Origin of the sequence: Sporosarcina sp. FSL K6-1540 (genome assembly GCF_038620285.1) — a bacterium.
In the GTDB taxonomy this organism is placed as follows: domain Bacteria; phylum Bacillota; class Bacilli; order Bacillales_A; family Planococcaceae; genus Sporosarcina; species Sporosarcina psychrophila.
This window is the reverse complement of record NZ_CP152018.1, coordinates 3,516,589-3,535,994: the sequence shown is the minus strand read 5'-3', so window position 1 is coordinate 3,535,994 and position 19,406 is coordinate 3,516,589. Positions and strand designations below refer to the sequence as shown.

Annotated in this window: 16 protein-coding genes; 2 read left to right on the top strand and 14 right to left on the bottom strand. The window is 39.9% G+C overall.

Translation table 11 applies throughout. The annotated features are described in order from the left end of the window. Positions 1 to 34 precede the first annotated feature (34 nt). The 8 genes from mtaB to hemW all read right to left on the bottom strand — a co-directional run bounded on the left by mtaB (position 35) and on the right by hemW (position 9,169). Positions 35 to 1,375 (bottom strand): tRNA (N(6)-L-threonylcarbamoyladenosine(37)-C(2))-methylthiotransferase MtaB, encoded by a 1,341-nt coding sequence (gene mtaB / locus MKY15_RS16695; RefSeq protein WP_342538057.1) that lies wholly within the window; start codon positions 1,373 to 1,375, stop codon positions 35 to 37. 15 nt (positions 1,376 to 1,390) lie between these two features. Beyond that, entirely contained in the window at positions 1,391 to 2,131 is a 741-nt protein-coding gene (locus MKY15_RS16690; RefSeq protein WP_342538056.1) for a 16S rRNA (uracil(1498)-N(3))-methyltransferase, read from the bottom strand. Between the two features lie 4 nt (positions 2,132 to 2,135). Then, positions 2,136 to 3,080 carry a 50S ribosomal protein L11 methyltransferase gene (gene prmA / locus MKY15_RS16685; protein ID WP_342538055.1) on the bottom strand — a complete coding sequence of 315 codons (945 nt, stop codon included), beginning with the start codon at positions 3,078 to 3,080 and terminating at the stop codon, positions 2,136 to 2,138. 15 nt (positions 3,081 to 3,095) lie between these two features. Continuing rightward, positions 3,096 to 4,223, bottom strand: coding sequence for a molecular chaperone DnaJ (gene dnaJ, locus MKY15_RS16680; protein WP_338652654.1), 1,128 nt, complete (start codon positions 4,221 to 4,223; stop codon positions 3,096 to 3,098). 232 nt (positions 4,224 to 4,455) lie between these two features. Continuing rightward, a complete protein-coding gene (dnaK, locus tag MKY15_RS16675) occupies positions 4,456 to 6,282 on the bottom strand; it encodes a molecular chaperone DnaK (RefSeq protein ID WP_067208349.1) in 1,827 nt (608 codons plus the stop codon). A gap of 33 nt (positions 6,283 to 6,315) precedes the next feature. Further along, complete coding sequence (gene grpE / locus MKY15_RS16670) at positions 6,316 to 6,891, bottom strand: nucleotide exchange factor GrpE (RefSeq protein ID WP_067208347.1); 576 nt, start codon at positions 6,889 to 6,891, stop codon at positions 6,316 to 6,318. After that, entirely contained in the window at positions 6,891 to 7,940 is a 1,050-nt protein-coding gene (gene hrcA / locus MKY15_RS16665) for a heat-inducible transcriptional repressor HrcA (RefSeq protein ID WP_067208344.1), read from the bottom strand. Before hrcA ends, grpE begins: the two co-directional genes overlap by 1 nt. Before the next feature lie 95 nt (positions 7,941 to 8,035). Further along, a complete protein-coding gene (hemW, locus tag MKY15_RS16660; RefSeq protein WP_338652655.1) occupies positions 8,036 to 9,169 on the bottom strand; it encodes a radical SAM family heme chaperone HemW in 1,134 nt (377 codons plus the stop codon). Between the two features lie 329 nt (positions 9,170 to 9,498). On the opposite strand from hemW, the gene norA reads away from it, so the two are divergent. Further along, the gene (norA, locus tag MKY15_RS16655; RefSeq protein ID WP_338652656.1) at positions 9,499 to 10,662 is read left to right on the top strand and encodes a multidrug efflux MFS transporter NorA; all 1,164 of its coding nucleotides are present in this window, start codon (positions 9,499 to 9,501) and stop codon (positions 10,660 to 10,662) included. A gap of 600 nt (positions 10,663 to 11,262) precedes the next feature. On the opposite strand, the gene MKY15_RS16650 is transcribed toward norA, so the two are convergent. The 6 genes from MKY15_RS16650 to MKY15_RS16625 all read right to left on the bottom strand — a co-directional run bounded on the left by MKY15_RS16650 (position 11,263) and on the right by MKY15_RS16625 (position 17,442). Further along, complete coding sequence (locus tag MKY15_RS16650; protein ID WP_342538054.1) at positions 11,263 to 11,727, bottom strand: GNAT family N-acetyltransferase; 465 nt, start codon at positions 11,725 to 11,727, stop codon at positions 11,263 to 11,265. A gap of 1,105 nt (positions 11,728 to 12,832) precedes the next feature. Beyond that, positions 12,833 to 14,605, bottom strand: coding sequence for a hypothetical protein (locus MKY15_RS16645; RefSeq protein WP_340741944.1), 1,773 nt, complete (start codon positions 14,603 to 14,605; stop codon positions 12,833 to 12,835). A 76-nt stretch (positions 14,606 to 14,681) separates the two neighbouring features. Beyond that, complete coding sequence (locus MKY15_RS16640; protein ID WP_342538053.1) at positions 14,682 to 14,849, bottom strand: hypothetical protein; 168 nt, start codon at positions 14,847 to 14,849, stop codon at positions 14,682 to 14,684. Between the two features lie 430 nt (positions 14,850 to 15,279). After that, a complete protein-coding gene (locus MKY15_RS16635) occupies positions 15,280 to 15,819 on the bottom strand; it encodes a DJ-1/PfpI family protein (protein ID WP_067208332.1) in 540 nt (179 codons plus the stop codon). Between the two features lie 276 nt (positions 15,820 to 16,095). After that, positions 16,096 to 16,605 (bottom strand): GNAT family N-acetyltransferase, encoded by a 510-nt coding sequence (locus MKY15_RS16630; RefSeq protein ID WP_342538052.1) that lies wholly within the window; start codon positions 16,603 to 16,605, stop codon positions 16,096 to 16,098. Between the two features lie 294 nt (positions 16,606 to 16,899). Beyond that, on the bottom strand, positions 16,900 to 17,442 hold the full coding sequence (locus MKY15_RS16625; protein ID WP_342538051.1) for a DinB family protein: 543 nt from the start codon (positions 17,440 to 17,442) through the stop codon (positions 16,900 to 16,902). A gap of 1,454 nt (positions 17,443 to 18,896) precedes the next feature. Between MKY15_RS16625 and MKY15_RS16620 the strand changes: the two genes are divergently transcribed. Beyond that, a complete protein-coding gene (locus MKY15_RS16620) occupies positions 18,897 to 19,040 on the top strand; it encodes a YjcZ family sporulation protein (RefSeq protein WP_082786542.1) in 144 nt (47 codons plus the stop codon). The last annotated feature ends 366 nt before the right edge of the window (positions 19,041 to 19,406 follow it).

The following is a 19,406-nucleotide window of genomic DNA, read 5'->3' as shown; positions in this document are numbered from 1 at the left end:
TCAAAATAAAGTAGGAACAGCTTTTATGGAAACCTTAAACAAGTTGTATTTCTTCCTCCATAATGCGGACAAATTGCCCTTCGTTATATGGATAACCTGCTTGTGCAATTTTCACACGAACAATTTTCCCTACCATTGATTCATCGGCAGCGAAAACAACTTTCAAATAGTTATCTGAATAGCCTTCATACAGACCACTTTCCGGTTCAAGTTTATACTTCTCTTCTGGGATGACTTCAAGTACTTCATCTTCAAAAGTAGATGCATATTGTTTCGCTAGCTGATCATTCAATTCAATTAAACGGTGAACACGCTCGTTTTTCACTTCTTCCGGAACCTGATCTTCCATTCTAGCGGCAGGAGTACCAGTTCGTTTTGAATAAGGAAAAACGTGAAGTTCGGAAAATCTGTGATCACGAATAAAATTGTACGTTTCCATGAACTCTTCTTCTGTCTCACCTGGGAAACCGACGATGACGTCCGAAGTGATTGCTAGGTGCGGCAACGCTTCACGAAGTCTGTCTAGACGTTCTGCGAAAAACGCCATTGTATATTTCCGGCGCATACGCTTAAGCACCGTGTCTGAACCGGACTGAATCGGAATGTGCAGGTGGCGGACGATAGTTGTTGAATCTCGAAGAACATCAATTACTTCATCCGTCAGCTGACTCGCTTCAATCGAACTAATGCGAAGGCGTTTCAGTCCTTTGACTTGTGTTTCAAGGTCCCGAAGAAGACGAGCAAGATTGTAATCTTTCAAATCTTCACCGTAACCGCCCGTATGTATACCGGTTGATACAATTTCAAGGTAACCCGCATCAACAAGCTGTTGCGCTTGTCGAATGACTTCTTGTGGATCACGTGAACGCATTAGTCCACGCGCCCAAGGAATGATACAGAACGTACAGAAGTTATTGCACCCTTCTTGGATTTTGAGCGATGCACGTGTACGATCCGAAAATGTAGGTACGTCGAGTTCTTCATAAATCCTGTTTTTCATGATGTTGCGGACTGCATTGATTGGCTGACGCTCCGTACGGAATTCATCAATGAGTCCGAGGAGCTTTGTCCGATCTTGTGTTCCAACAACGATATCTACTCCCGGAATCGCCATAATTTCCGCAGGAGACGTTTGTGCATAACAACCTGTTACGCAAATTACAGCGTCCGGATTTTTCCGAACAGCACGACGGATGACTTGCCGGCTTTTTTTATCACCGGTATTCGTCACTGTACATGTATTAATGACATAAACATCAGAATTTTTTTCGAAATCCCCGCGGACATAACCGGCTTCTTTAAAAAGTTGCCAGATTGCCTCGGTTTCGTAATGATTCACTTTGCAGCCCAACGTATGGAATGCGACCGAAGACACAACTGCTCACCACTTTCATTCAAATTCGTATGACATTGCGGACAATAAATACAATGGAGCCGTTTCCGTCCGCAGTATTCGCGGACCTAACGCTATCGGTAAAAAACCTGCCGAACGTAGTGTTTCGGCTTCTGTCCTAGACAATCCGCCTTCAGGACCAAATACAGCAAGTACTGTTTGACCAGGTAATACACTTTTTAAACGGTCCGAAATTTTATGTGGATCCCCACTTTTCGCGTCTTCTTCATCAGCAACTAGAAGGACATCAAAGTTCTCTGATTCAGCGATTAACCACTTAACAGAAAATGGATTTCGCACTTCCGGGATAACTGTGCGATGACATTGCTCAGCAGCTTCTTTGGCAATTTTGCGAAGCCGTTCAACTTTTTTGTCACCTTTTTTGTCATCCCATTTTACAATAGATCTCTCGGCTTGAAACGGAAAAATCCCTGCCATGCCGAGTTCCGTTCCTTTTTGAACGATTAAATCGAGTTTGTCACCTTTCGGGAGACCACAAGCTACCGTTACTTTAACAGGCATTTCGTTTGACTGAAGAGGTTCTCCTTTGCGACGGATTACGATGCCATCAGGTAAAAGCTCTGTAATTTGGGAGACGAAGGCTTCGCCATTAGTAACAGCGATGACGTCATCATCAACGGTCATTCGCATAACACGCGCGATATGTTTAGCGTCATCACCAGTAATTATTGCATTTCCATCTTCATCAAAAGGAGATTGCAGAAAATAGCGTTGCAAATCGTTACACGCTCCTTTTTTGAGCGATGATAGCAACCCAGTCTTCCATAAGTACAGATTCGACAATCTCAAATCCTTTGCTGATTAGGTCGTCTTTTACTAGATCACGTTTTTGTCCAATGATTCCCGAAACAATAAACAAGCCATTTTCCGGTAAAATTGAATACGCATCTTGCGAAAAGGAAATGATAACTTCTGCAAGGATATTCGCGATGATGATTTCAGCCGGCTCTTTTACAGAATCCAGAAGATTGCCGTGCTTCACTTCCACTGTTTCTTCAACATGATTCAGCTCAATGTTTTCTTTTGCAGCTACAACTGCAACCTGGTCCAAATCAAGTGCGTGGACACGTGAAACACCTAGAAGTGCTGCCCCGATAGATAACACGCCTGAACCTGTTCCCACGTCAACAACTGTGTCTCCCGGCTTGACGTATTTCTCAAGCGCTTGTAAACACATTACCGTTGTAGGATGTGTGCCCGTTCCAAACGCCATGCCAGGATCAAGTTCAATAATCAATTCATCTGATTCAACAGGTTCATATTCTTCCCATGTCGGTACAATTGTAAAGCGTCCAGAAATTTTGACAGGATGATAGTATTTTTTCCAGGCAGTTGCCCAATCTTCTTCATCGACTTCATTTGTCTGAATGGCATTTTCCCCTGCGTCTATTCCGAATTCCGATAAACCTTTGATAGATTGGTCGATATCTTTCACCGTTTCAATAAGAAAAGTAGTGACTGGTAAATAGGCTTTTAAGATAACGCCATCTACTGGGAAATCGTTCTTGTCGAGTGCCCATATTTCACCGAACCGGTCTTCGTGGATTCGACTTGGATCTGCTGAATCTTCGATAACGACTCCACTTGCACCTGCTTCGTGTAAAATATTCGCTACTGCTTCAGTTGCTTCATGCGTCGTATGAATAGAAATTTCCGACCACTTCAAATGAATTCATCCCTTTCAATCGCCTTTAATTGAACGTTTGATTTTATCGAACAGTGAACTTGAATACTCGTCAAGCGAATCGCCGCTAATTGCCGCAAATTCACGCATCAGTTCTTTCTGTTTTTCTGTCATCTTTTTAGGCGTCAACACTTTCACAACAACATGCTGATCTCCAATACCGCGGCCATGAACGTTTTTAACACCTTTACCTTTTAGGCGGAATCGTGTTCCTGTTTGCGTGCCTGCTGGGATTTTCAAATTCACATTGCCTTGTACAGTTGGCACTTCAATCTCATCACCGAGTGAAGCTTGCGGGAAGGAAAGGTTGAGTTCCAAATAGATGTCGTCGTCTTCACGGATAAATTTCTCATGAGCCCTGACGCGGAATACGATATATAAGTCGCCCGCAGGTCCACCTTTATGACCAGGTTCTCCCTGTCCAGATACCCGAAGCTGTTGTCCATCATCGACCCCCTCAGGAATCGTTACTTTAATTTTCTTCCTTTTCGTCACTTTACCTGCTCCGTGACAAGTCGAACATTTCTCAGGAATTATTTTCCCAGTTCCTTGACAATGCTGACACGCTCGACGATTAACCATTTGGCCAAGTGGCGTGTTTTGCGTAACGCTGATTTGACCCGAACCGCCACAATGTGTACACGTCTTAGGTTTAGTCCCTTTTTTAGCGCCTGACCCATCACAAGTATCACAGTCTTCTTCTTTCGGTATTTCAACTTCCGTTTCCTTACCGAAAACAGCTTCCATGAAATCAATGTTCATCGAATACTGTAGATCGTCGCCTTTTCTAGGTGCATTTGGATCACGTCGTCGTGTATTTCCACCGAAAAACGAACTGAATATATCATCGAAGCCGAATCCATCAGCTCCGCCGCCTCCGCCACCAAAACCACCAAATCCTTGATTCGGATCCGTATGTCCATATTGGTCGTAATTCGCTTTTTTCGAATCGTCGCTCAGCACTTCATATGCTTCGGTCACTTCTTTAAACTTATCAACTGCATCATCTGCTTTGTTCAAGTCGGGATGATATTTTTTCGAAAGCGAACGATACGCTTTCCTAATCTCATCTTTTGATGCCGATTTTGTTATACCAAGCACGTCATAATAATCTCTTTTACTCATTACTTCACTCTCCCGAAATACTTTGAATATCATCTATTGTATCATTAAAAACTGAAAAGCGTAAGCGCCTGTTCAGCCTAAAAAAGCGCTAGAAGGCTTGAATTTAAAGGCATTCTTTGCCATTAAAGACTAGACTGAAGCTAGGTACTGAAGTATAGAACGCACAATAAAAATCGGAAAAGCCAAAGCCGGAATATCGGACTTTGACTTTTCCGTCAACGATCATTCTTATTTACTTTTTCTCGTCGATTACATCTTCAAAATCTGCGTCGACTATATCGTCGTCTTTAGGTTCGCCTGCGTTTTCAGCGCCTTCAGCAGATTCAGCTGCAGCTTGTTCATACAACTTCATAGTCATCTGTTGGACAATTTCATCCAATTTTTCTTTTTTAGTACGAATTTCGTCAAAGTCAGCAGCTTCGAGCGCAGTTTTCAACTCTTCTTTTGCTTCTTCGACACTTTTCACTTCTTCTTCTGAAACTTTTCCTTCAAGATCTTTCAATGTCTTTTCAGCCATGAATACAAGTTGGTCCGCTTCATTTTTCAAGTCCGCTTCTTCTTTACGCTTTTGGTCCGCTTCAGCATTTGCTTCAGCATCTTTCACCATACGTTCGATTTCTTCGTCAGTTAGACCTGAGCTTGCTTGAATTGTAATATTATGTTCTTTTTGTGTTCCAAGATCTTTCGCTTTAACAGTAACAATACCGTTTTTATCAATATCGAATGTTACTTCGATTTGTGGAACGCCACGTGGTGCTGGCGGAATATCCGTCAATTGGAAACGACCAAGCGTTTTGTTGTCCGCGGACATTGGACGCTCCCCTTGCAATACGTGAATATCAACCGCTGGCTGGCTATCAGCCGCTGTTGAGAATACTTGTGATTTGCTAGTCGGGATTGTCGTATTACGTTCGATTAGTTTAGTGAACACGTTACCCATTGTTTCAATACCAAGTGATAGAGGTGTTACGTCTAGAAGTACAACGTCTGTAACGTCTCCGCTTAAGATTGATCCTTGAACAGCTGCACCAAGTGCAACTACTTCATCCGGGTTAACACCTTTATATGGCTCTTTACCCGTTTCTTTCTTAATTGCTTCTTGAACTGAAGGAATACGAGTCGATCCACCAACAAGAATTACTTTGTCAATCTCAGATGCAGTAAGACCAGCATCTTTCATGGCCTGACGAGTTGGTACCATTGAACGTTCAACAAGGTGAGCAGTCAATTCATCGAATTTCGCACGTGAAAGTGAAACTTCAAGGTGAAGTGGACCTGCATCTCCTGCTGTAATGAAAGGCAATGAGATTTGTGAAGTTGTTACGCCTGAAAGGTCTTTTTTCGCTTTTTCAGCAGCATCTTTCAAACGTTGCATCGCCATTTTATCTTTCGATAAGTCAACGCCATTGTCTTTTTTGAATTCTTGAACAAGGAAGTCGATGATAACATCGTCAAAATCGTCTCCGCCAAGCTTGTTATCGCCCGCCGTCGATTTAACTTGGAATACACCGTCGCCAAGTTCTAGGATTGATACGTCGAACGTACCGCCACCAAGGTCATAAACAAGAATAGTTTCGTCTTCGTCCGTTTTATCAAGGCCGTATGCCAGTGCAGCTGCTGTTGGCTCGTTGATGATACGTTCTACTTCAAGGCCTGCAATTCTACCAGCATCTTGTGTTGCTTGGCGCTGTGCATCGCTGAAGTAAGCAGGGACTGTAATAACTGCTTTCGTTACTTTTTCTCCGAGATACTCTTCTGCATAACCCTTCAAATACTGAAGAATCATTGCTGAAACTTCTTGAGGTGTATATTCAGTGTCTTCTGCTTTCACTTTGAAATCTGTTCCCATATGTCGTTTTACAGACATGATTGTGTTTGGGTTTGTGATTGATTGACGTTTTGCTACTTCTCCGACTTGACGTTCGCCGTTTTTGAAAGCAACGACTGATGGAGTTGTACGGTTACCTTCCGGATTTGGAATAACTTTAGGCTCTCCGCCTTCATAAATTGCTACTACTGAGTTTGTTGTCCCTAAGTCAATACCGATAATTTTGCTCATAATCAAATTCCTCCTATATATATGCTACATTTTTTATTCGTTTACTTTAACCATTGCTGGTCTTAATACACGATCTTTCAACATATAACCAGCTTGCATTTGTTCAAGTACGATGCCTGCTGGTTTGTCTTCATCTGAACCCGTCATAATTGCTTGATGGAAATTCGGATCAAACTCCTGATCCAGCGCTTGGATTTCAACAAGACCTTCATCTTCAAGGGCTTGAAGGAAAGTACGATAAATCATATCTAATCCCGTCATCATCGTTTGAGCCTCTTCAGTTGTCGCTTCCACAGTAAGTGCCCGTGCAAAGTTATCAAGAACTGGTATTAGATTCGTCACGACGTTCTGTGCACGATACTTCTGTAGCGCTTCTTTATCAAGCGTAGCCCGTCTCTTGAAGTTTTCATAATCTGCTAGAAGTCGAAGTCGTTTATTCTCTTCTTCTTGTAGCTTTTCAGTAAGTTCTTGCACAATAGTCTCTTCCCCGTTTTCAACGATTTCAATCTCCTCAGTATCTTCACCTGATTCGATGATGTCGTCTGTATTATCGGGCGTTTCCATTACTACTTCTTCGTTCTCTTTAAATTCGTCGTTTACATTTGTCATTAGTCGTTCCTCCCTGCTGTTCCGCCGATTGTCAGTCTCGCCAATTCTCTGGACAAATCACTGCTCATTAAATCAAGCATCGTGATAACTCTTGCATAATCCATCCGTTTAGGTCCGATGATAGCGATGGAACCCGTCATATTGTCGCCGGCCGAATATGTCGCTGTAATCACACTACAATCTTCCATCGCATTGTGATTATTTTCAGAACCGATGCGGACATGAATTCCTGTCATACCTTCCTGAAAAAACGTCATTGCTGGTGCGCCCTTGTCCATTAATTCAAAAAATGTTTTCATCTTGTGAATATCATTGAATTCGGGTTGCTTCATCATATTCATTTTGCCGCCAAAAAACAGCCGTTCTTCCGGTTCGATTGAAATCGCCCGTTGGAATGAAGCGAACAAGTCGCCTGCATGGTGGATATGACGTTCCAGCACCATTTGCGTCTCCTGAGCAAGTATCTTCTGAATATGGACAAGCGGAGTACCAATGAGCCGCTCGTTCAGAATGTTTACCATTTTCTCAATATCTGACGCGGTGAAGCCTTCCGGTACATTGAAGAGTCTATTCTCAACACGTCCATTGTCCGTGACAATAATAGCGACAGCTGTCTTCTCATCTAGTGGAACGATTGAAAAACGCTTCACTGCATGTAGCGATGTATCGGGGCCGAGGAGAATCGACGTGTAATTCGTCAAATCAGACAAAATTGTCGCTGACTTTCGTATTAACTCTTCAGTCTCCACAATTTTTTCCCGAAAAACCGAACGCAGGTGAATACTGTCTTCCGTGTTCAACTTTTCTTTTGTTAATAGATTATCTACATAAAACCTGTACCCTTTTTCAGATGGTATTCTGCCGGATGAAGTGTGGGTCTTTTCAAGATAACCCATTTCTTCTAGGTCAGCCATTTCGTTCCGTATTGTCGCAGGACTAAATGGTGCTTCCGGCTTTTTGGATAGCTGCCTCGATCCGACAGGTTGTGCGGATTCGATGAAATCGTCAACCGTCAGTTGCAATATAAGCAATTGTCTGTTCGTCAACATAGTCATCACTCCTGTTAGCACTCTATAACTGCGAGTGCTAATACTACTGATAATTTAACAAATGCAGATCGAAGTGTCAACGAATTGACTCTGGATTATTTAAGAAATTGCTGAAATACATCGTTTCCTCTATAAACACCACGGTGCGTTAACTTAACCGCATCATCCAATCGCTCGACAAGTCCATCTTTAATAAGCGAGTGTAACGTTTCCCCGTAAACCTCTTCAAGTGACCGTCCGAACTTCTCTTGGAATAAAGAGATGGATACACCATTTGATTTGCGTAGGCCAAGAAACATTTCCTCCTCCATTGCTTCGATTGCAGTAACTACATGTGTCTGTTGGACGGGTCGTTCGCCCAATGCTGTTTTCTCCATATATTTCGCAATTGGTCCGATATTGGAATATCGGGTGCCATCTACATAACCATGTGCGCCTGCACCAACACCAGCGTACGTAGCATTTTCCCAATAGATGAGATTATGGATTGATTCGTGACCTGGAATTGCAAAATTACTAATTTCGTAACGTTTGCGTCCTTTACGCTCCATCTGTTCGATTAACATCGTGAACATTTCCGTTTCCATGTCTTCGCCTGGGAGTGGCAATTTGCCTTTATTCATCAAATTATAAAAGACTGTTTTTGGCTCGACAATCAACGAGTACCCTGAATAATGGGGTAGATCGAGGGCAAGTGCTTTATCAAGAGTATCCTGCCATTGCGCGATTGTTTGCCCCGGCAACCCGTAAATTAGGTCGATACTTATATTATCAAATCCGGCTTTTCTCGCTTCTCCTACAACACGTGCAGCGTCGTCTGGACCGTGCGTCCTACCGATTTTTGTCAATAAGTCTGCGTCGAATGACTGAACACCGATGCTCAATCGATCCACGCCGCCATCTTTCAGGACAATCAATTTGCCGAATGTTAGCTCGTCCGGATTTGCTTCCGTCGAAAACTCTTTCAATGAACTGACATCAACATATTCATGGATGATCTCAAGCAACCGTTCAAGCTGTTTTTCAGACAGCGAAGTTGGTGTGCCGCCTCCTAAGAAAACCGTTTCCACTTCTTTGAATGAAATACCTTCCTGCCGCATGATCGCCAGTTCCTGACCCATTGATTCGATATATTCATCGACAGGCTGATTTTTGAAAAACACTTTATTAAAATCACAGTAATGACAAATTTGGTGGCAAAACGGAATGTGGATATACATACCCCTCATATCCGTCACTTCCTTCCTTTAGTTAACGCCTTGTTCAGGGCTTATGACCCCGAATTCCTACGCCTTAGAGTCTATACATGGAAAAGAAGAGGGCTCGTCGCCCCCTTCTTCATTTATTAATCCTTGTCCATCTCCAAGATAGCAATAAATACTTCTTGCTAATTGGATGTACTAACTTGTATCATACAGCATTATGATGTGTCACACAAAGCTTAAATCCCGTACACGACTACCCATCACTTCAACATATATAGATACCAATTGTAATCGTTATAAAATCAATCGAAAGAAGTGGTTTATAGCAACTTAAATGTAGAGGAGTTTTGTTTATGAAAAATCAAAAAGTCACATTAGCTATCTTATTACTGAATTTATTTATCGCCTTTCTTGGTATCGGGCTCGTTATTCCCGTTCTTCCTACGATCATGAATGAGCTAAACATTAACGGTACGGTCGTTGGCTACATGATGGCGGCATTTGCGATTACACAACTTATCGTCTCACCGTTTGCCGGGCGATGGGCTGACAAATACGGTCGCAAAATTATGATCGTGCTCGGCCTGTTTGTATTTGGTTTCTCGGAGTTTTTATTCGGGTTTGGTAAATCGGTTGAGGTATTATTTATCTCGCGCATGCTCGGCGGGGTCAGTGCGGCATTCATTATGCCTGCTGTAACAGCCTTTATCGCAGATATTACAACGAACGCCACAAGACCAAAGGCAATTGGCTATATGTCCGCTGCTATTAGCACTGGCTTTATTATCGGACCTGGGATTGGTGGATTTTTAGCTGAAATTGGTACACGTGTACCATTCTATTCGGCCGGTGTACTCGGAGCGGTTGCTGCGATTCTTTCACTTATTCTATTAACAGAACCCGAACGCGTGGCTGAAGATGCGCCTATCCCAGGACAAAAAACAGGGTTTCGTCGGCTCTTCATCCCAATGTACGCTATTGCTTTCATTTTAATTTTCGTTTTGTCGTTTGGCCTTGCAGCGTTTGAATCATTTTTCAGCTTATTCGTCGACCATAAATTCGGCTTCACGCCAAAAGATATCGCCATCGTCATCACGGGTAGCGGAATTGTCGGTGCTCTTGCGCAACTATTGCTCTTCGATCGCTTATCAAAAAGCATTGGCGAAATTAATCTTATTCGCTACAGCTTAGCTGTATCAGCGATTCTCGTCCTATTGATGACCTTCGTGAGCTCGTACTTCACAATATTACTGACAACATTCTTCCTGTTTGTTGGATTCGATTTAATACGCCCAGCTATTACATCCTATTTATCTAAAATTGCGGGCAATGAACAAGGCTTTATTGGCGGTATGAACTCAACCTTCACCAGTATTGGCAATATCTTTGGCCCGATCATCGGAGGTGTGTTATTTGACATCGACTTAAACTACCCATACTATTTTGCCGCAATCGTATTAGCAATCGGTACGATTATTGCACTATTTTGGAAGAAGCCAAAGCATATAACGTTATAAATTGCATAAAGTGTATTTCTTTAGTAAAAAACAAACGCAAAAGGTGACCGTTCCGTATGGAATGGTCACCTTTTGCTTGAAAATTCTTGTTCGCATCAGGATTTTCTTTATTTCATTTTTTAATCTCTACTACGTTTACCAACCAAAGTTACAACGTTTGCGACGAGATTCTTTACAGTGACATTTCAACCTATCGTCGCGGTCACGGTCACGATTACGGTCACAATGATGTTTATTATCACGATCAGACCTTACTTCACGACATTCACAAATCAACTCTACCCGCCGATTTCGATTTCGATTTTGATTTTCAAAACACATTTTCTATCCCCCCTTTGTTATTCTTTAAAGCTGGCCAGCCTTCTACGTATTATATGGACGAGTACGCGTAATGATTGGACGAACCATCTGGTGCAAACGAATTTTTTTTTTTCCAACTCTTGTTTATTTCGTTAGAGAAAAGTGAACTATGTGAATACCACTAAGAAGGTGACTGTGTCTTGACTCATAAAAAAGAGACCCATCCACTATTGAATCTGTGGATGGATCTCTTTTTCTTTGAATGACTATGGAGGTCACTTTATACGCTATATAACAACTTTAAATTAACTTTTCCATCGTTATATTTGTAATTTCGTAGCCCAACTTTTCGTATAATCCTCGCGCAGTTTTGTTATGACCAAAAACATGAAGTCCAATCTTTTTCATTCCTAAATCCTTTGCAATACATTCAAGTTCTCGCATTGCTTCCTTACCGTATCCCAATCCTTGATATTGCTCAAAAATATTGAAATCATAAATAAAACCTTCATCCTTATTTGTAGGTGATTTTTGTGCGATCCAAATCATTCCAACAATCTGTTCGGCGTTAAAGATAGAGAATAAGTAATTAAATTCGGATTCCTCATCTTTTGTCAATAGATCATCAAATGACTGCTTAGATAAATCAATCGCCTCATCTTCCTTCCAATTTCCAGAAGCGACCTTGTCTTTTGCATAGTCATCAATTGCACTACTAATATACTGCTGAAATTCCTGTTGATTCATTGATTTTAAAATAACCACTTGTTTACCTCCCACTCCGGCGACCTATAGTTAAATATAATGATTATGGGGTACACATATCGCCATCTTTACTTTTATTATACAATTTTTATTAGTACAGATACATCGCAACATTCTTTAAAAATGAGCAAATTAACATCTACTTAATTAAGTTGATGGCTTTCGCATCATATATAGTTAATTAACAGACTTTATCGTACTATGAAACTACTATCAAATAGGAGGAGTAGTCTATTTGGATAGTATACTTTCACTCATCACTTTATTATCGGTGTTTGCATTTTTTTACTTTTTCATACAAACTATTATTGCCATAGTAAAAAAGGACAAGGTGCTGCGCAAAAAGCAGTTGAATTTTTTAGGTATCGCATTTGTAGTAATGTTCGTAGTAGTCAACCTATCCGATACTCCGACTAAGCCCGCAGATATAGAAGAGAGAGAAAAAAACTACTGTAGTAAATTAATAGCGGCGGAATCAGCTAAATGGGATGTATGGAACTACAACTGCTCAATCTGCTTTTCAGTCATAAATCCTCCCCTAATTATCGTCTACGAATTACCAAGCTTGTACGTCTGTTGATTAGTCCCTATCAATTCAGCCCCTTCCTTACCAACCATCTGTTCTTTTGACTTACCTCTTGCCCTGGTACTCTTCTTGTCTAACTAGCATGCATAATCATCAGGAAGACCTTTTCAATCATCTCGTTTGATTAATTTCTACAGTCTTTTCCTCCTCAGTTGCAAGAATCTGTACTAAATTGCAGATTGGTATACATCATCTTTCAAAATCCCCCCTCATCCCAATTAACACTGAGTCACCTTTCTCTTTATGCGCCTTATTAGCATGTGGAGGATTCTCTGCCACCTCGGCCTTACTGCCACTGATTACAATTCCGATAGTTCCGTTGTATCAATATTCAGTACCCCTTGGGAACTAATCTGCAATTCTTTCATTCTCATAAAGGTCCCATTTATTACTCAATATCAAACCAGCTAGGTTTTGTATCTTTCAAGGATTTCCCTACCTCATTAATATCACTCAGCTTAGCGGACCACCTTTCCATTCAATAGCCTGTGTCAAATAAGGTATCCGCAATAAACACTCTTAGCAATTTGATGTGAGTCCTCTTTCTAGTAATCCAGCTAAACCATGAATACCTCGATGAGAAGTTTTAGGAGAAATCCGGATATAACCTCGAACTGCAGAAATATTAGCAGGTGTGTTATGTAAGTTGTTGAATTCACCAGTTGCAATTACACGATCATTGATTTCTTTGAATAAATCAGCATCACCATTAGATGCAAATGAGTATAAGAAACCAGTTGGCTCTGGATTATCTAAATTAACTCTATCGACAAAATCAACGAATGTTGGATAAAGTCCATTAGTTTCTGTTGCACTTGCATTCTTAATGTAGTTTTGGAACTGACCAAGATAAGCTGTTAATGCTAAACCATCATCAGACTTAGATGCATGATGCATTGCGATAGGATTGTTAAGTGTTGTGTTACTTAGCTTTCGACGGTACTCATGACCAAGCTGTTTGGCAACTGCGAAAGCAGTCCCACTTAATTGAGGTGCAGTAGCATATCGATCAGTTACAGTTTCGGTTCCAGATGCATGTGACAGCCATACTAATGCCATAGACACGTATGAATCGTAACCATTTGAGCCTAAGTAGCCTCTCATATGATCTTGAGAGTAATAAGTATTCCCATCGGTAGTACTTGAAGCGTTCAACTGAGAAACAGAAGATACACCAAGTTCAGTAAGACGAGCCTCAGATATTTGAGAAGAAATAAGAGCGAACGTTTGACTTACACCACCAACCCCAAGAGCAAGACCGATGATCGAGCTGAAAGTTGTTGGATTTCCGATTTTGTTAAGGTAGTCAGGGAATTGTTCGAAGTATTGATTTAATTGACCAGTACGCAATGGTGAGTTTGTAGAAATTCCACTTAACAGTTCAGATGTTTCAATAGTCTTGAGTTGTGACTTTGATTTTCCTAGTCCAACTGCTAAATAATAAGCCAATGAAGCAATGTGCGTGTAGATTGTGTTTAGTACACCAGTTGCTGCTTTGAAACCATCAGTTGTAGAAAGATCTGTAGCAATACCAATATCGAAGATTTGTAAGTCAGAAGAACCGTAGTTCTCTGCTAAACGAGCGATAGTTGTATGTGTAAAATCAAAGTCAGAAGTAGCTTGATTTTTCTCGGTAAATTTAGGGTTTTGAGCATAATAAATTGCGAGCTTTTGGAACATAATTTTTGCCCCTTCTTCTACATGAGTTCGGACTGTAGGGTCTAGGGATGATAGTAAAGTTAAATTAGCTAAGATGTTCGTATATCCCACTAAAATAAGACCAAATCCCGGATCTGTTTCAAATCCACCATCAATATAGCCAAGATCTTTTGAGTAGTTATCTAACGTCGGTTCAATAATACCATCTGAAACCGTCGGAGTTGAAAAGTACTTATTGCTTGTAGATACTCCATTGACTATTTCTTTCGAACCCGTAACACCGCTTGTGTTTTTAGTATAGCCAGTGATAGTAGGGGCTAGAGTAATGAAAGTATAAGACTTAGTCCCAACATGTGATCCTACACCAGAGACAGTTTCACCATTAATAATGGCTTCAATCTCTTGAAGGACCCCGGATTTTGTTCCCTTATCAGTAGTTTTTTCGTATAAAGCTGTTAGGAAAATTAATTGATGACCGATACGTTGTAGGGTCAAAGCAAAAAATCCAGTTTCGTTTAAACGTGATTTAAAAATACCAGCTTGTTCATGACGAGCCTGCAACGGTGAAAAGCCTTTTTCAAATTGTTCATCGAATACTTTACGTGACTCTGCAGCTGTTTCAAAATATGTCAAAATAAAATCTCTCCAATTCTATATATATTTTCAGAAGATAAAGTCCATTGCTTGTTTGTATTGAACTTAATTACTTTCAACGATGGCTCGTAGAACCATAATCGCTTTCCTTTTGACGTTGTAGAAATTTCATTCGTGGATCGTGTAGAAATTCTTCTTCTAGGAATGTTCTGCCCATACACAACCGTTTTGACATTTCATTGATATCCCAAAACCTCGCGATTAGCCTCGTCCATTTTTCCATTCAAGTACTCTCTAATCAGATCCTAGTCAACTTCTACTCTGTCCTTCGCAATCGGCATGCAACCTTCATCTCCTTTTTACCCACGATACAGAATATACGTTCGTATTGCAAGTAAATAAAAAACACCTCGTGAGAGCTGCTTTTTTAGATAAATTTATTTAAACGATTCTAAAATTATTAACTTCATCTTTAGTGATTCCGTTTTCAGAGCACAGCTCATTTATTGCTCCTAATGCCCTAGACTTACTTGACTCGGCCTGATGTTGCGTAATCCAATTATCACTATCCAAGTTAAAAGCTGATTTCAACGATGGCGGTATAATCCTATAAAGCATTAAAATCCCAAATCCTAATTGTGTGTCAAATGGAACAACTTCACTTAAAACTAGTGCTATAGTGATATTTTTTCATTAATTTCAATTTTATTACATTATTCCGAATACCATCTTTTATCAAATTCCAGGTTTAACGCTTTCCCTAAATATTCTCCAAATCTAACAAATCCTCTTCCTCTAGCTGTAATTATGTTACCATCCTGTACTACAATCTGTTCTGAATAATTCTCCAGGTTAAAGACACCGGATTTTTCCATATTTTCTTTTATAATCCCTACAGTATATTTTTTATCTCCTAAAACACCCGCTTTTGCTAATAAGAATGGAGAGCTAGATATACTTGCAATCACCGTTTCTTTAGTAACTACTTGTTTAATGAAATCAACTATTCTTTCTTCTTCATATAGCGACATAATATCCATACAACCTGGTAATAAGAGGCTATCTATTTCTTCGAAATTAATTTCATCAACAGTAGCGTCAGCTACACAAGATAACCCTGACTCACCTTTTATAGGTTGTTTGTTTAATCCAACCGTAATAACTTGTTTTTTCCCTTGCATTAATATAGATAAGGCTACAGTTAGTTCATACTCACTGAACTGTGGATACAATAAAACAGCTGTTTTTTTCACTAAGATTCCTCCTACTTAATATCTCTACTTAACCATACAAAGTATTGTACTTTTATATAAAAGTACACTTTCCTCCTTCAACCAACGGGCAAGTTTGGTGAAGGAGGAGAAGGTTTGGCTACATGAGATCAAACCCTAAAACCATCTATTTGATCGTTGAACGGGTTTGTATACGCAATACACAACAGGTTTATACAACTCCGGTTCACGAAAGTCGTCATCCCCTAATTCTCCCTTTAATTAAATAAGAAAAAGAAGTTTGTTTTTAAAAAAACATTAAATATTTCGAAAATACCTCAATGAAGTATATCTTTCTCCATCAACAATTCCATGTCCATCAAATTCATGATTAAAAATAAATCCTTTTGCCTCATAGAAAGGTATTCCTTTTTGATTTTCCTTCGCAACGGAAACCCATTGTTCCGTTGCATTAAGCTCTTCTTTTTGTTGTTTGGTAATAGCATCTAATATCATTGTGCCAATACCTTCGTTACGTCTAGCAGGATTTAGATACAATACAAAAACTTCTCCAGAGGTATCCTCAATCATACCCCCTCCACCAGCCCCAATCACTTCACTCCCTTCTATTGCAACAAAATATCCTCCCCATTCCTTACTGGTTTCTAAAACCTCTTTTAGTATTCTTTCATGATTATAAAACTCTTTAATTATTCCTTTGATGTACATTTCAGAATGTGTTTCGCTGTATGTCGCCCAATAACCATCACTACAAACTTTTGATATTCCCTCAACATGATTAGGTTTGGCTTTTATAATATGTATCATAATTAATTCTCCTTTCGAATAATTAACCATCACTATTAAATATAACATTTATTGAATTAACTGCCCCGTCAATTAAAGAAGAACTGAGCTTTGTTCCCTATTCAATCTTATAAATATGAATACCTCTCTATTTCGACATACAAAAAAGCGACCTATCCATAATCAAATCTCCGGGCAGTTCTTATTTAACTCTTCCACAGACAACTGGACAAATAAAAAGACCGTCAATGGACGATCCCCCGTTGTCCGACTAAATCACCCTTTGGTGCAACAAGGTTTAGATTAGGAAACAGTCTAATTATTTAATTTTTCATTTATTTGTTGTACGTGGTGAATATCATGTTTTAAAAAAATTTTTATAAAACATTCTACTGTGAACTGTCGTTTGCCTTTTCCAATTGTAAATCTAACATTACCCTCTTCTTTTGAGATACTTTCGATAAGTTCTTTTCGTGTTACAACGAAAGCACTTATAATAGATTTTACTGATTGGCCACTTAGAAATGATATTGCTTCCGCATTGTGTTGGTCATGGCTTGGATATTCCGGCAAGGTTGCTCCATTTTTCATTTTCGGAACCATTATTTCCAAATTATACTTATCCCAATAATATAAATGCCCTACAATTTCTCTAATCGACCATTTTTTCTTACTAATAGGTTCAAGTAGCTGGGATTCTTGTATATCTTTTAATTTCGAAATGTCATCAATGGTTTTTTCGAATTGGATTAGTGTTTTATTCATTTTTCCTCCTAAGTAAATATTATTTACCTCCCAGAATCCAATTGTACTTGTTGAACAAGAACAGAACAACGTTCTATATTCGTCCTTATCCATACGAATACCTCTTTAATTCGACAAACAAAAAAGCCCCTCGCGAGAGATGCTTTTTTCTGGGTAAAAGATATCAACTTATTTTTTGTCGAATGTTCTTCTTCCAAATAATTATTAATTATTTTCCTATGTTCATCGGAAGTTGATCCGAATTTATTATTAGGAATATTTATAGAAGTTAATATCCCCTCTATTTCTACTACTTCAGACTTTTCGTTGCTATTTTTCAATAAATTCGGCGGTTTCGGGTTATTAAGTTCGGTCAACAACTTAGCAATACGGCTTCAACAGTCTGAGTACCTTACTCGCCGTTGATCCTATGTAGGTATTTCTTGCCACTCCAATCACGATGCCATTTCACACGATCAATTCCCCATCCGTATAGCTTCAAGACTTGAGCGACGTATTCAACAGTATTTTCTTCTGCAGCTAAATACTTCTGTTCACCACTTTCGCTGTAATATATTTCAATTCTGATGGATGCTCGATTGACTTTGCCCTTACCATCCCTTGCATGATAAATACTACGTGTAAAAGGAATGGCTTGTACAGCTTGCTTGTCATCAATGGATACGTGAAAAGCCTACAATTGTGTCATTGCGAGTCATAGATGGCGCTACGTCGTATACATGATCTTTTAAAGCACCTTCTCTAGCTATTTTACCTGACATTCCTTTTTCGTAATTTGTGGAGATTGCTAAACCACAAATGGGATACAAGACCGGATAAAAACGAGATTTTGGAATGATGATTCCACTCCTGGTGCTGCTCCCTTACTTTTGCAAATCCCAGTTTTGACGACAATTAGTGAGTGGCTGCAAAATCACACCTATCTCCTTCGCAATCGCTGCATACTTCATACCGCTTCCCTCATTTCGTTTACCGCTTCTTCAGTAATTTCAGCAGGGTCTTTCCTCGCCACCTTTTTCACTTTTTCCACTTCTGCTTCAGAACATTCAATTATTGAATTCAATAACTCCTGACCGATTTCACACGTGTAATCAACCGCCCCGCAGCCGCATATATAGAGCGTGCTTTTATTATTACTTCCGACACCCTTACACTTTTCACATAACTCTTTTTTCAATGACTCAAGTTCAGCTAGTGAGTTCAGAAGAGCTTGCCGCAATGAAGCTGATTATTGTCTGCGCTGTTTTCTTTTTGGAATGGATGGCATATGGATTCACTCTTCCGTTGGTACATGAATCTCGTTATCCTGCAGTGAGTGGCACTTATTTTGGTCCTACTATTTTTATTTCTTTCTGAGTTGAATCCCCAGCATTCTTAATATATTTGAATATACTATTTAAGAGCTGTAGGTACACATGCGCGCTCTCTCTCACACTCGCTCATCGTGCCTACAGCGAATAAAGAATATTTTTTTACTAAACAAATGAACCAGACAATCGATAATTACCGGCATAGAATGAATTAATTCGTTTTAGGAGGTGTACTTTATGGGTTATGCAGGTTACGGATACGGTTGCGGACCTGAAAATCGTTCAGGGTTCGGTTCAGGATTCGCCTTACTAATTGTTCTGTTTATTCTTTTGATTATTGTTGGCGCATGTTTCTTAAACAACGGAGGAGACGACTGTTGAGTTTTGAGCTGATTACCAAATTTCGTTTCCCTTCCCTGTAAGGAATTAGCAGTACCTTCCCTTTATAAGTCAACAGTCCAGGAGTTAATACCATTTGTTACGGGGTACTACTTTTCTATGGAAACAGCACCCACTACTAAAATCCAGTCATTTAGGATATAGTGGTGACATATAGTATTGGGTTACCCCCACTTTTTGCTCACTTTCTAAGTTACAGCTTAGAAAGTGAGTTTTTTATTTCACGACTTTTAAGTATTTCGGCCGTGGTTTTCTTGCTTTTGTACTTCATCAGTATCATTGTTCACGAGGATCTACTTACCATTGTCGTCCTCAGTCATCGTTTAAGTAGTGATGTCTTTCTCTTCA

Coding starts and splice junctions, on each gene's coding strand:
- dnaJ (WP_338652654.1), bottom strand. CDS start 4,223: ATGAGTAAAAGAGATTATTATGACGTGCTTGGTATAACAAAATCGGCA.
- dnaK (WP_067208349.1), bottom strand. CDS start 6,282: ATGAGCAAAATTATCGGTATTGACTTAGGGACAACAAACTCAGTAGTA.
- grpE (WP_067208347.1), bottom strand. CDS start 6,891: ATGACAAATGTAAACGACGAATTTAAAGAGAACGAAGAAGTAGTAATG.
- hrcA (WP_067208344.1), bottom strand. CDS start 7,940: ATGTTGACGAACAGACAATTGCTTATATTGCAACTGACGGTTGACGAT.
- hemW (WP_338652655.1), bottom strand. CDS start 9,169: ATGAGGGGTATGTATATCCACATTCCGTTTTGCCACCAAATTTGTCAT.
- norA (WP_338652656.1), top strand. CDS start 9,499: ATGAAAAATCAAAAAGTCACATTAGCTATCTTATTACTGAATTTATTT.
- MKY15_RS16640 (WP_342538053.1), bottom strand. CDS start 14,849: ATGGAAAAATGGACGAGGCTAATCGCGAGGTTTTGGGATATCAATGAA.
- MKY15_RS16630 (WP_342538052.1), bottom strand. CDS start 16,605: ATGATACATATTATAAAAGCCAAACCTAATCATGTTGAGGGAATATCA.
- MKY15_RS16625 (WP_342538051.1), bottom strand. CDS start 17,442: ATGGATAAGGACGAATATAGAACGTTGTTCTGTTCTTGTTCAACAAGT.
- MKY15_RS16620 (WP_082786542.1), top strand. CDS start 18,897: ATGGGTTATGCAGGTTACGGATACGGTTGCGGACCTGAAAATCGTTCA.